Source organism: Salinicola corii (assembly GCF_008298015.1).
In the GTDB taxonomy this organism is placed as follows: Bacteria; Pseudomonadota; Gammaproteobacteria; order Pseudomonadales; family Halomonadaceae; genus Salinicola; species Salinicola corii.
In genome coordinates this window covers 13,227-25,042 of record NZ_VTPX01000002.1, presented here as the reverse complement: position 1 = coordinate 25,042, position 11,816 = coordinate 13,227, and the positions used below count along the sequence as shown (strand labels likewise).

The 11,816-nt window shown below is 57.4% G+C and carries 11 protein-coding genes and 1 pseudogene; 9 read left to right on the top strand and 3 right to left on the bottom strand.

The annotated features are described in order from the left end of the window. The first annotated feature begins 9 nt into the window (after nucleotides 1–9). Both F0A16_RS04085 and F0A16_RS04080 read left to right on the top strand, forming a co-directional pair. Nucleotides 10–840: an alpha/beta fold hydrolase gene (locus tag F0A16_RS04085; RefSeq protein WP_149434134.1), complete on the top strand. Its 831-nt coding sequence runs from the start codon at nucleotides 10–12 to the stop codon at nucleotides 838–840. Nucleotides 841–1,042: 202 nt separating this feature from the next. Beyond that, nucleotides 1,043–1,609, top strand: a complete 567-nt coding sequence (locus F0A16_RS04080; RefSeq protein WP_149434133.1) for an NADPH-dependent FMN reductase — start codon at nucleotides 1,043–1,045, stop codon at nucleotides 1,607–1,609. Between the two features lie 278 nt (nucleotides 1,610–1,887). On the opposite strand, the gene F0A16_RS04075 is transcribed toward F0A16_RS04080, so the two are convergent. Beyond that, nucleotides 1,888–2,823: a pirin family protein gene (locus F0A16_RS04075; RefSeq protein ID WP_149434132.1), complete on the bottom strand. Its 936-nt coding sequence runs from the start codon at nucleotides 2,821–2,823 to the stop codon at nucleotides 1,888–1,890. 316 nt (nucleotides 2,824–3,139) lie between these two features. Between F0A16_RS04075 and F0A16_RS04070 the strand changes: the two genes are divergently transcribed. Both F0A16_RS04070 and F0A16_RS04065 read left to right on the top strand, forming a co-directional pair. Next, nucleotides 3,140–3,343: a hypothetical protein gene (locus F0A16_RS04070; protein ID WP_149434131.1), complete on the top strand. Its 204-nt coding sequence runs from the start codon at nucleotides 3,140–3,142 to the stop codon at nucleotides 3,341–3,343. An 80-nt stretch (nucleotides 3,344–3,423) separates the two neighbouring features. Continuing rightward, a complete protein-coding gene (locus F0A16_RS04065) occupies nucleotides 3,424–5,181 on the top strand; it encodes a monovalent cation:proton antiporter-2 (CPA2) family protein (RefSeq protein ID WP_149434130.1) in 1,758 nt (585 codons plus the stop codon). Between the two features lie 367 nt (nucleotides 5,182–5,548). Here the strand turns inward: F0A16_RS04065 and F0A16_RS04060 are convergent, their stop codons facing one another. Then, on the bottom strand, nucleotides 5,549–5,917 hold the full coding sequence (locus F0A16_RS04060) for a hypothetical protein (protein ID WP_149434129.1): 369 nt from the start codon (nucleotides 5,915–5,917) through the stop codon (nucleotides 5,549–5,551). A 533-nt stretch (nucleotides 5,918–6,450) separates the two neighbouring features. Here F0A16_RS04060 and F0A16_RS04055 point away from each other — a divergent pair. The 4 genes and pseudogenes from F0A16_RS04055 to F0A16_RS04040 all read left to right on the top strand — a co-directional run. Next, nucleotides 6,451–6,665: pseudogene (locus tag F0A16_RS04055) on the top strand (IS3 family transposase); the annotation flags it as partial. Nucleotides 6,666–6,889: 224 nt separating this feature from the next. Further along, entirely contained in the window at nucleotides 6,890–7,192 is a 303-nt protein-coding gene (locus F0A16_RS04050; protein WP_149434128.1) for an ArsR/SmtB family transcription factor, read from the top strand. 142 nt (nucleotides 7,193–7,334) lie between these two features. Beyond that, nucleotides 7,335–8,348: a zinc-dependent alcohol dehydrogenase family protein gene (locus F0A16_RS04045; RefSeq protein ID WP_149434127.1), complete on the top strand. Its 1,014-nt coding sequence runs from the start codon at nucleotides 7,335–7,337 to the stop codon at nucleotides 8,346–8,348. Further along, the gene (locus tag F0A16_RS04040) at nucleotides 8,338–8,652 is read left to right on the top strand and encodes an antibiotic biosynthesis monooxygenase family protein (RefSeq protein ID WP_149434126.1); all 315 of its coding nucleotides are present in this window, start codon (nucleotides 8,338–8,340) and stop codon (nucleotides 8,650–8,652) included. Before F0A16_RS04045 ends, F0A16_RS04040 begins: the two co-directional genes overlap by 11 nt. Before the next feature lie 467 nt (nucleotides 8,653–9,119). Here the strand turns inward: F0A16_RS04040 and pdxR are convergent, their stop codons facing one another. Next, the gene (gene pdxR / locus F0A16_RS04035) at nucleotides 9,120–10,526 is read right to left on the bottom strand and encodes a MocR-like pyridoxine biosynthesis transcription factor PdxR (protein ID WP_149434125.1); all 1,407 of its coding nucleotides are present in this window, start codon (nucleotides 10,524–10,526) and stop codon (nucleotides 9,120–9,122) included. Between pdxR and F0A16_RS04030 the strand changes: the two genes are divergently transcribed. Further along, nucleotides 10,491–11,771 (top strand): TlpA family protein disulfide reductase, encoded by a 1,281-nt coding sequence (locus tag F0A16_RS04030; RefSeq protein WP_187775899.1) that lies wholly within the window; start codon nucleotides 10,491–10,493, stop codon nucleotides 11,769–11,771. The genes pdxR and F0A16_RS04030 overlap by 36 nt on opposite strands. Nucleotides 11,772–11,816: the final 45 nt, after the last annotated feature.

Here is an 11,816-nt window from a genome sequence, read left to right as displayed (position 1 = left end):
AATATCCCGATGGCGACAATGACGACTCAGGACGGCATCAACCTCTTTTACAAGGACTGGGGAGCGAAAGCGGCCCAGCCCATCGTCTTTCACCACGGCTGGCCATTATCGTCGGACGACTGGGACAGCCAAATGCTGTTCTTTCACTCGCGGGGCTATCGCGTCGTCGCATTCGACCGGCGCGGACATGGTCGCTCCGAGCAGACCGACACGGGAAACGACATGGACACCTACGCGGCCGATGTCGCGGCCCTGGCACGCGAACTCGATCTGAAAAACGCGATTCATGTCGGCCATTCGACAGGCGGCGGGGAGGTAATCCGCTACGTCGCCCGTAGCGAGCCGGGCCGTGTCGCCAAAGCCGTGCTGATGGGTGCCGTTCCCCCGATCATGCTGGCGACGCCACAATATCCGGAAGGCTTGCCGATGGAGGTGTTCGACGGATTCCGGCAGGCGCTCTCGCACAACCGCGCGCAGTTTTTCCTCGATGTGCCCAGTGGTCCCTTCTATGGCTTCAACCGCGAGGACGCCAAGGTCAGCGAGGGCTTGATTCAAAACTGGTGGCGCCAGGGCATGATGGGCAGCGCAAAAGCTCACTTCGACTGCATTGCCGCTTTCTCGGAAACCGACTTCACCAACGATCTGAAGACGGTGTCTCTGCCGGTGCTGCTGATGCACGGCGAGGACGACCAGGTGGTACCGGTCGATGCATCGGCTCACAAGGCAATTGAGTTGTTACCCAACGGTATCTTGAAGATCTATCCAGGCCTGTCGCACGGGATGTTCGCCACACATCCAGATCTCATCAACGCCGACTTGCTAGCGTTCTTCCAGAGCTGAAACCGGGTATGGGCCGTAGCCGCTAGCACCTCATTGAAAATCGGCTTCAACTTCGACCCATGAACGCGATGGCCAGCATGCCGCTGGCCACTAAAATGGGGATGACTGGCTTATCCCAAAGTAGACCGCGCCTTCACGGCAACGCTCCGGTCCAGTGACGACAATACCTTTAGTATCATTCCCTTTTTCGAGTGAGAAAACGATGACTCATATTGTGGGTGTGGCAGGAAGCCTACGGCATGCCTCTTTCAATCTCGGCCTGCTACGGGCTGCGGCAGAAATGATGCCTGATAACACCAAGCTCGAGGTGAAAAGCATCGCGGATATCCCGCTTCTCAACACTGACGAAGAAGCCAGATTCGGCATTCCTCCGGCGGTCGATGATCTCAAGAGTGCGATAGCAGCGGCCGACGGTGTGATTCTCGCCACGCCAGAATATAACAATGGCATTCCTGGCGTTTTCAAGAATGCCATCGATTGGGTCTCACGACCCTCCACCGACATTCCGCGAGTTTTTGGTGGTAAGCCATTCGCGGTGATTGGAGCCTCACCTGGTGGTTTCGGGACATTGTTGGCACAGGATGCATGGCTTCCCGTGCTGCGAATGCTTGGCGTCGACCTCTGGTCCGGTGAGCGATTGGTAGTGTCACGTGCGGGTCAGAATTTCGATGATGATGGCAATCTCGTTGATACCGACGTACGAGACCGTCTGCAGGCATATCTAGCGCAGTTCGTTGTTCACGTTCGATCCCATATCAGGGAAAGTTGAGTTTCCAGCCACGGCCTTAAGACTCAGCCAGCACAATAATTGATAAGCGAGAGCCAGCTCGATGAACAGGATTCTCGACTGGCTCCAGGCGCAACGATCTCCGATTTTGAGACAACGCCTATGACCGATGTGGTACGCCACCCTAAGCAGCAGTCAAAGTGTGTCCGCTTGCCGACCGGTCCAGCATCTCCACCCGGTCAATCTCCGCTACGCGCCGCCGTTGATTTCGTTCCCGGTCATTCGGGCGCACCCAGGTGATATTCCTTGTTTGGCGCCAATCAATCCGGCAGCGGTATATGTTCCTCCCGGTCGTCGATCGGAAGATCGAAGCGCCCATTGCCCCAGTCTTCGGCACGCCATTCGGCCTTGGCCTCCTCGATGCGCTCGCGAGAAGACGCGACGAAGTTCCACCAGATGTAACGAGGGCCGCCGAGCGTGGCGCCACCCAGAATCATCAGTCGCGCACCGTGTCCACCGGCGGCGACGGTAATGCGGTCGCCGGGTCGAAAAACCATCATTTGAGGTGCCGCGTAATCCTGGCCGGCGATCGAGATCGAGCCCTCGACGATGTAGATGCCTCTATCCTCGTGGTCATCCGGTAGGGGCAGCAGGCTTCCCGCTTCGAGCATCACGTCAGCGTAGAAGGTCTCGGAGAACATCGTGGCAGGGGCGGTTTTGCCGTAAGCGCTACCGAGGATCAGCCGAACACGCGTACCGCCATCTTCAATGACCGGCAGCGTTGCCTTACCGTGGTGCTCGAACGAAGGAGCGATGTCCTCGTGGCTTTCGGGTAGTGCCAGCCAGGTTTGAATCCCGAACAGGCTGTTGACGGCATTTCGAGCAGCCCTCGTCGTGCGCTCGGAGTGGGTAACGCCGCGCCCAGCGACCATCCAGTTCAGCTCGCCAGGCTGAATGACCTGGTCGGCCCCGGTGCTGTCGCGGTGATGGAAATCCCCGCGAAAAAGATAGGTCACCGTGCCGAGACCGATGTGCGGGTGTGGGCGTACATCGATGCCTTGGCCGGTCAAAAGCTCGGCCGGCCCGGCCTGATCGAAGAAGATGAACGGCCCGATCATCTGCCGCTTGGGTGCCGGTAGTGCGCGTCGAACTTCGAAGCCGCCCAGGTCACGGGCGCGCGGAATGATCAATGTCTCGATCGCGTCGATGCCAACATCGTTGGGGCAGCCAGGCTCGAGTGCGGGATTCCAGCTCATGCGTGTCTTTCTCCTCGGCAGGTGCGGCAGGAGTGAAGTCGGACCCACTGCCATCAAGCGTCAATTTAGCGCCCGGGGATCCGTCAAGGCTAGTACTGGAGGCTGCCTAACCGTGTTGCTGAAAATGGAACGCTAAAGGCGCCGTGACGAGCCGGCTCCAGCCTTGAATCTGAACAGCGCCTAGCCACTCAACGCTCTTCGAGGATTCTCGATGTTCGATGCATCGTTCCCCATCGTGCGACACAGATTTGCATTCGAGGGCGCTACCGCATCCGTTCAACGAGTGACAGTCTCCTCCTGCGCTGGCGCCAACACGATGACCTCGCTGGCCACCGCGACCGTATCCATGGCTGGGCGTAGGTTCCGCAAGTCGTCGTCGACCTTTTCCGGGTCGAGAGGCAAGCTCGTCGAACATTGGGACGTCCTGCAGAACGAGGTGCCGGTCACGGCATCGCTTGGCGACATCGCGATGTTCGCCCCCGAGAAGAGCGCCCCGCAGACACGGCCCGAGGCGAAATAGTTGGCGAGTGAGTCGTCCACTGGAGTAACAGCTGATCAAGACTCGATGATCCGCATCCATCACCGACAAGAGGCAACTCGATGGCCGATGCAAGTTTGGGTCAGACAATTGGACCGGCGATAATGTTGATGGGCGCGGCCGTAATCGCCGTGCCTTTATTTCGGCGACTCGGGCTGGGATCCGTCCTGGGCTATTTTGCAGCGGGCGTGCTGGTCGGCCCCTCGGTGCTCGGGTTGTTCACCGATGCCCAGTCCATTCTGCATTTCTCGGAGCTCGGCGTGGTGATGTTCCTGTTCGTGATCGGATTGGAATTGCGGCCTGCCAAGCTATCAGCGATGCGCGGCCAGATTTTCGGCCTAGGTCTCGTGCAGGTCTTTGCGGCAATCGCCGCACTTGCTTTGACGGGGATGATATTTTTCGATTTGACCGCGTCCGTCGCTTTCGTTGCCGGGGCGGGGTTCGTGCTCTCATCCACTGCCGTCATCATGTCGCTGTTGCAGGAACGCGGCGAAATCTCGAGCGCGGAGGGCCAGAAGTCGGTAGCGATCCTGCTGTTCGAGGATTTGATGATCGTGCCGCTGCTGGCAGTCGTCGCCTTTCTGTCGCCGCTCTCGCAGGGGCAGGTGGGATGGGCGGAGATCGTGTTGGCATTGGCGGCGCTTCTGACGCTCCTGGCGGTATCGCGCTGGGGCTTGAATGCTTTCTTCGCGCTGCTGGCGCGGGCGCGAACGCGTGAAGTACTTACCGCAGGTGCGTTGCTGGTGGTGCTTGGGGCGGCTCTGCTGATGGCCGCCGTGGGTCTGTCGATGGCGATGGGCGCCTTCCTGGCCGGCGTTATGCTGTCGAACTCGAGCTATCGTCATCAGATAGAAAGCGACATCGAGCCATTTCGCGGTTTACTCATGGGGTTGTTCTTTCTCGCTGTCGGCATGTCGCTGGATCTTTCGATCGTTGCGGCTGAATGGCGACTACTTCTGTCCATGCTGGTTGCATTCACCGTCGCCAAAGGTGCCATCGTGTATACGGTCGCACGCCTGTTCGGCACTTCCGGCCATCAAGCACTGCACCGCACGTCCATGTTTTTGCAAGGCGGAGAGTTCGCTTTTGTGCTCTATGCCGCGGCGACGTCGGGCGACGTGATCGATACCCGGGAAAATGCACTATTCACCACCGTAGTGATCCTGTCCATGGCATGGACACCGCTGCTCATGATTGCAGTGGACCGGGTGCTGCGAACCGACACATCGATGGACGGCGTTGATGTAGCTCACAATCTGAAAGGGCGGATACTCGTTATCGGATTTGGCCGCTTCGGTCAGATTGCTTCCCAAGCGCTGTTGTCGAGGGGCATCGACCTCTCCGTCATCGACAAAGATCCCGACCGGATCCGCGATGCAGGACGGTTTGGATTCAAGGTCTTTTACGGTGATGGCATACGGCTCGATACCCTGCGTCACTCCGGTGCAAGCGAGGCCGATGCGATCATGATCTGCATCAACGCCCCAGAGGCAGCAATGCAAATTGTAGAGCTGGCGCAACATGAATTTCCGCAGGCCAAGCTTTTGGTACGAAGCTATGACCGCGGGCATGCAGTAGAGCTGATCCGTGCGGGTGTCGACTATCAGATCCGCGAGACGGTCGAGTCCGCCCACCTGATGGGCGCGGAAGGCCTGCGGGCATTGGGTTATGCCGAAGTCGAAATCGAAGATACCGCCGAAGACATTCGTCAGAGAGATGCCGAGCGGTTATCCGAGCAAGTACAAGGAGACTCAATGTCTGGACGTGATCGGCTGCACCTGCAACCTGTCCCCGAACCGCTAAGGAGAAGCTCGATATAGGCATTGGCAGCTATCGGAACTGAGAATGAGCCTAGTGAGTGAGCACGACATAATCGCCAGTTCGCCACTGAGAAGTTATCGACGATATGCTCTCGGCCACCCGGGAAAGGAGTAAGGCTCAATCCGCTGACGCGGTGGCGAGGCCGATCAACTCGACATCAGCCTGCCCGATCATGACGGACGCCTGGCACTCCCCCATCGCGTGCCGCTCAATGTCGCTATCAGCTGACAGGACGGACAAGGCACAAAAAAACCCGGCCAAGGGGAGTGGCCGGGGAAGTTGAAGGCGATGGGAGATCTCCCAGAAGGCGCCCCGGATAACCAGGACGCGGGACAGATGTTCTGCTATTGCGATCTTGCTTCCAGCTCAGTCAATGCTGGCGAAAGTCATTTCGACATTGCCATGACCGGACGGCTGGCCAGCGTTCTGCAATGCCTGGGCAGCTGCCACGCTCTGCCCTTCACCAACCAGGCTGCTGTCACCAGCCGAAATGCTGGTAGCGCGCATGGTGCTGGCTGAGACATAAGTCAGCGCCTGGTCAGCCGCATCGCTATGGCCACCGCTGACCGGGTTGATGCGGTACTGAGTCGGCAGCGCCTGGAATTCAGAAGTTTGCTGTGTGTTCAACGCTTGCTGCTGCTTGGCGAAAGTCTCGTCGACCTGGGCGCTGTTAGCCTGGGCGGCAGCGGGCAGAGCGATGGATAGTGCGATGGCGGCAAGGATACGGGTTTTCATGATTCGTTCTCCAATGACATATTTTTCGTTTATTCGGTTGGCCTTTTGGCCTTGACCGTTGATGCCATTATCGGAGCCAAGCAATTAGCATGCGAATCAAGTGTAGCAAAACCAGCTATCGATACGTTCGATGGATGTGGGAGGGAATATCGACCGGGCTAAAGCCTCGTTGAAACGGTAGCATCCTCTTCTCAACCGCTACACAGCCAATCAGCAGCAATCTCGAGAATCGTGAATAGAAAAGCCGCTGCCCACGAATCCTATCGATCTTCGTCAGCAGCGGCTCATCCCCAGACTTCTGATACCACTCTCGCGCCAGACCTGCTTCGCCAGGTCGTCAAGTTGCTCATTGCCCCATGGCGTTTCAGATAGCCGTTGAAAACATCGGCCTCATCATCGAAATTACCGACACGGTCTTTGAGCTGCTTTTTGGTGAATTCACTCAGATCCTCGTAGCTATCGAATTTCCCATTGATGAGATTGTATTCAAGCAAGTCCTTATAGCGATCCGCAAGATTGCCCTCTGGCCATGCCTAGCCGAGATGATCAACGGCTCTACAAGGCCGAGCTGCTCCTACGCCGGGTGCCTTGGAAATCTCGTCAGGCCGTCGAATGGGCAACCCTGCAATAGGTGGACTGGTTCAACCACGAGCGCCTGCTGGTGCCGATTGGTAATATCCCACTTGCCGAAGCTGAGGCAAACTACTGGCGTGGTCGAAGGACGACAAGTCTGTCCGAGGCCGCATGAACTTAACCAATCTGCCCTTTCAGACCCGGGGCGATTCAGCCCACCGTTGATACAGGAGCGTCAACGCCGTGGTCGAGTCGTTGTTTTCGAGCCTCAAGAACGAGCGGATCAAGAAGCGTGTTTACAACCCCCGGCAAGTCCACTTTCCGAGGGGGCGCTTTCCCAACAAGAATTGCGACCCGATCAGGGATTGACATATCGGAAAATTCCGATATGATGGAGTCATGGAATTATTTGAAGTGTTCAAAGCGCTATCAAACCGTACTCGCCTTGAAATCCTGAAGGGTTTGAAGGATCCGGTGAAAAGTTTCCCTCCGCAAGATGAGGGTGACGTGCTCACGGTTGGCGTTTGCGTCAGTAGTATCCAAGAAGGCGTTGGACTGTCTCAGTCGACGGTGTCTGATTATCTTGCAACTCTGCAACGAGCGGGGTTGGTCGAAGTCAGACGTATTGGTCAGTGGACTTACTACAAGCGCAACGAAGCAGCCATCAAGGCTCTTGCCGAGATCATAGGAACAGAGCTGTAATTTATATTTCGTTATATCGGGTATCCCGATATTTCGTTCGATCGAAATGTGGCTCAGTAATGACCCAGGGCTCGCGGACTGGTTTTTTGCTCCATAACATCGATAATTCCCGATATCCCTTTTTATAGAAATGAGGTTCCCAATGAAAGCTATGCTACTCAAGTCCTTCGGAGGCCCGGAATCGTTCGAGCTTAACGACGTTCCCAAGCCAGTGCCAGGCTCGGGACAAGTCTTGGTTCGGGTACATGCAACCTCCATCAATCCTTTGGACTATCAGGTCCGGCGCGGCGATTATCCGGACCTGGTGCCGCTTCCGACGATTACCGGGCACGACGTATCTGGCGTTATCGAAGACGTCGGGCCAGGTGTGACAGCCTTCGCTCCCGGTGACGAAGTCTGGTACACCCCGCAAATATTTGACGGCCAGGGAAGTTATGCCGAGTACCACGTTGCGGACCAAAGCATTGTCGGGAAGAAGCCTGCTTCACTGAGCCATCTTGAGGCAGCCAGTCTAAGCCTGGTCGGCGGAACGGTTTGGGAAGCTTTGACCGTGCGAGCAGAGCTAAAAGTGGGCGAAAGCATTCTGGTACACGGAGGCGCGGGAGGCGTGGGTCATGTAGCGATCCAGTTGGCCAAAGCCATTGGAGCGAGAGTCTTCACGACCGTGCGTGAAGCAAACTTTGAATTCGCACAAAGCATGGGTGCCGATGTAATCATCGATTACCAAAAGGAGGATTATGTCGACATCATCAATCGGGAAACGGATGGGCACGGAGTCGATGTAGTATTTGACACCATCGGCGGCAACACATTATCCCGTAGCCCCGATGCCCTAGCTCAACTTGGCCGAGTCGTCTCCATAGTGGACATTGCCCAGCCACAAAATCTCATTGAGGCCTGGGGTAAAAACGCGAGTTATCACTTCGTTTTTACCAGACAAAATCGCGGCAAGCTGGATGAGTTAAGCACATTGATAGCGCGCGGCCAGCTGCGCCCGCATGTTGGCGCAGTCTACTCATTGGCCGACCTTCCGCTCGCCCACGCGCGGCTGGAGAGCCCTAACAACGGGCTTCAAGGAAAAATCGCGATTGCTGTCGCGCCGTCGTCTCATCTCGTAAGCACTGAACTCACTTCAGGAGAATCCCATGATTTATGAGATCGCTATACTGCCCGTCCACAAGGAACACATCGATCTCTTCAGGCATGCATTTGCCGAGGTCGCCCATTTGCTCTGCCGCGCAAAAGGCTACCGCGGACACATGCTGGCCCAAGGGATCGAAACACCGCAGCAATTCAACCTGATCGTGCGTTGGCAATCACTCGAGGATCACACTCCAGGTTTCGAAACGAGTGAAGACCATCGGCTGTTCATGATGGGACTGCAGGCATACTTCTCGGAAGAACCGCAGGTCTATCACATTGAAGGAGCAGCTTTTGCCATGGGTGATCCTACCTTCTAAGACATTTCATAATGCGAGGACTCATCGGGCCAACTGACGTTTGCGTTCGCTGGCCCGGTACCGCCTGAGAAGCTGACCACCAGCTACGCTCCCCCCTATTGCTCAGAACAGGGCTAGATTGGCCGGATTCAACCCGTTACCTAAGCGCTCCTTTGAGTGAAGGATCGGATCTCTTCCAAGCAATTGTTTGACGGTGCGTGGGGCGTGCCACCCACTACGAGTCGATAGCAGTGAGTCTTGGCAATACCGTACCTGATCGGTTACGTGTTGTACCTGGTCATTGAGAGCGCCGTGCCGTCATGGGACGAGTGATGATCTTTCACCCGTTGAGTATGAGCGCCGTTACTTCCAATGCCTGGCGGGTGTCTAGAAGACTCGGGGCGATTCAGATGGCCCTAACAAACTCTGCTGTTCTCACTACCTCATCGTCCGGAGTATGGGCTGACATTGCGTATCAGTCAGGCGCGTTACGCATGACGGTGGATGAGGGCCTCGAGGTGTTGGCAACTACTCTTGAGGACCGCGTCCGACAGGTTAGTCACGCCAAGTAGCAGTCCACTCCTCGCCGTGCCGTTATCGGCGTACCAGGAGGACAACGGCAACGGGGCGAGCTCCAGCGCCTCGGCGGCCTCGGCGATTCTCACATCATCGGCTCCGTCTGGCAGCGTCAGCAGTAAGGATAATCCTGCCATGGTGTTGGATGAAAGCCCCTGCCCCAGTTGTTGAAGCAAGGCATCGCGACGCTGAGCATAGAGTCTCTTCATGCGCCGGATATGGCGCAGGTAGTGGCCATCACGCATGAAGGCCGCCACGGCCAACTGGGTCGCTAACGATGAGGCCGGCGACAGTGCAGCGGCGACGTCTCCGAAGAAGTTCGCCAGCGCCGATGGCACGACCATGAAGCCGAGCCGCAGAGTGGGGCTGATGGTCTTGCTGAAAGTGCCTATATAGATGACGCGTCCGTCGCCATCCAGAGATGCCAGTGCCGGCGCAGCCTTACCACTGAGTTTCAGTTCGCTAAGGTAGTCATCTTCGATGATCCAAGCACCCGCCGCAGCTCCCCATTCGAGCAGTGCACGCCGCCTAGCCGGTGAGAGAGACATGCCCAGCGGCGCCTGTTGACTAGCCGTGACAACGGCGAGAGACGCGCTTGGTGCCCGTTCCACCCCCTCGCTGACATTTAACCCTTGTGCGTCGACGGCGATGGGGACCGGCGTGTAGCCAGCCAGTGATATCGCCCGGCGAGTCAGCGGGTAGCCAGGATCCTCCACCCAGACCCGCCGGCTTCTAAGCTTCAGCGCGTGCAGAGCCAGGCCAAGCGCACCAGCATATCCATTGGTGATGATGACCTGATCGGCGGAACACTGCAGACTGCGGGCGACCGATAGATAAGCTGCAACTTCCTTTCGTAGCTCCACTTCTCCCCGAGGGTCGTGGTAGCGGGTGGCTTCCATGGCGGCCAGTCGTGAATAGCGAACGATGGTGCGCGACCACATCTTGTACGGAAACATGTCCGTGGCCGGAACGCCGACCTGAAAGGGTTTAGGTGGACTATCAAAATCACGATAGAGCTCTGGCAGTGGCAGCCGAGTGGGCACCTCGTTCTGGCGAGTCTGGACGGCGGGCAGTGGGCTCGCGACGAAGGTTCCCGCGGCGCCACGAGCGACTACCAGTTGCTCGTCGGCCAGCCGTTCATAGGCGGTTTTTACCGTGCCTCTGGCGACGCCTAGCTGCGTGGCTAGATCACGCCAGGAGGGTAGGCGCGCCCCCTCATAGAGATGCCCCTCGCGGATCGCGGTGGCAATGCTGTCGTGTATCTGCTCGGTCAGCGAGCGCCGGTGGCGGCGATCGAGGGCGATGCGGAGAGAATTCATGGTTCATGGTATATCGAGAACGCCCATTCTTGGTACTTTTTTCTGCACTGTTCGGCGCCCAAACTACTCTCCAATCTCATCACGCTCCACCCTCCATCGCCACTGCACAGCGGCAATCTGTCGCTATTCGGGGCGACAAGGAATATCAAAATGCCAACTCGAACACGTACGACCCTGTTTGGACTGTTGCTAGCGCTGATGACCAGCAGCCTTGGGCCAATCTCTATGGCAAACGCCGCCAGCGATACGCAGAGTGAGGAGCCGGCCGCCGAGGCCTACGATCAGGATGCGGACGGCGAGCGTCGCGCCAAGAGCGCCGGCGAGTCCCTGATCGGCCAACCAGGGCCCGATGTCACGATCACGACCCTGGATGGTGAACAGATCGCGTTGTCCGAGCTGTACGGCGAAAAGCCCGTTTATCTGAAGTTCTGGGCGACCTGGTGCGTGCCTTGCCGTCAGCAGATGCCCGGGTTCCAGAAAATATATGAGACATACGGCGATGACCTGCAGGTCATTGCGGTCAATACTGGTTTCAGCGATACCGCCGAAGCCGCACGTCAGTATCGCGAAGAGATGGGCCTTGGCATGCCGATCACGATAGATGATGGCACCCTCGCCGAAGCACTACATCTGCGAGTCACTCCGCAGCATGTGCTTATCGACCGTAGTGGACATATCTCTTACGTCGGGCATCTGGATGATCAGGAGTTCGAGGACGCTCTGCAGCAGGTCGTGCAGGACGGCGACAGCGATAGTGCCGCTGAAGGCTTCGATACCGCGGAGGTGGAAGCACTGGACGTTGGTGATAGCGTCGACGGGCTCACGCTCAGCACGCTTGCTGGTGATGTCGTTGAGTTGTCTGCCGATGGTAGTGGAAAACCTCGTGGCATCGTGTTCTTTGCCCCCTGGTGCGAGTGGTATCTGGAAGAGAGCCAGCCGGAAACATCCCAGGCGTGTCGCCGTGTACGTGAAACCGTGGATTCGTTGGCCGAACAAGATGACATCGACTGGATTGGTGTTTCATCCGGGCTTTGGGCATCACAAAAAGACCTTGAGGATTACCGCGAATCCAACAATATCAGCATCCCCCTCGCCCTGGATGCCAGCGGTGACGTCTATCGCGCCTTCGGTGTCAGACAGATACCCACCGTCGTGCTGATCGACCGCAATGGGAATGTGGCCAAGCGGTTAGGTCCTCAGGATACGGCATTGGCTGAAGCCACGGAGAGCGTCGCCGCCAAATGAAAGCGCTCGGCTACTGAAGCGATTACTGATGCTGATATCCATTAG

What these genes read in the sequence shown, in the direction of transcription:
- F0A16_RS04065 (WP_149434130.1), top strand. Translation starts at nt 3,424, where the DNA reads ATGGCCGATGCAAGTTTGGGTCAGACAATTGGACCGGCGATAATGTTG.
- F0A16_RS04080 (WP_149434133.1), top strand. Translation starts at nt 1,043, where the DNA reads ATGACTCATATTGTGGGTGTGGCAGGAAGCCTACGGCATGCCTCTTTC.
- F0A16_RS04070 (WP_149434131.1), top strand. Translation starts at nt 3,140, where the DNA reads ATGACCTCGCTGGCCACCGCGACCGTATCCATGGCTGGGCGTAGGTTC.
- F0A16_RS04060 (WP_149434129.1), bottom strand. Translation starts at nt 5,917, where the DNA reads ATGAAAACCCGTATCCTTGCCGCCATCGCACTATCCATCGCTCTGCCC.
- F0A16_RS04050 (WP_149434128.1), top strand. Translation starts at nt 6,890, where the DNA reads ATGGAATTATTTGAAGTGTTCAAAGCGCTATCAAACCGTACTCGCCTT.
- F0A16_RS04085 (WP_149434134.1), top strand. Translation starts at nt 10, where the DNA reads ATGGCGACAATGACGACTCAGGACGGCATCAACCTCTTTTACAAGGAC.
- pdxR (WP_149434125.1), bottom strand. Translation starts at nt 10,526, where the DNA reads ATGAATTCTCTCCGCATCGCCCTCGATCGCCGCCACCGGCGCTCGCTG.
- F0A16_RS04045 (WP_149434127.1), top strand. Translation starts at nt 7,335, where the DNA reads ATGAAAGCTATGCTACTCAAGTCCTTCGGAGGCCCGGAATCGTTCGAG.
- F0A16_RS04040 (WP_149434126.1), top strand. Translation starts at nt 8,338, where the DNA reads ATGATTTATGAGATCGCTATACTGCCCGTCCACAAGGAACACATCGAT.
- F0A16_RS04075 (WP_149434132.1), bottom strand. Translation starts at nt 2,823, where the DNA reads ATGAGCTGGAATCCCGCACTCGAGCCTGGCTGCCCCAACGATGTTGGC.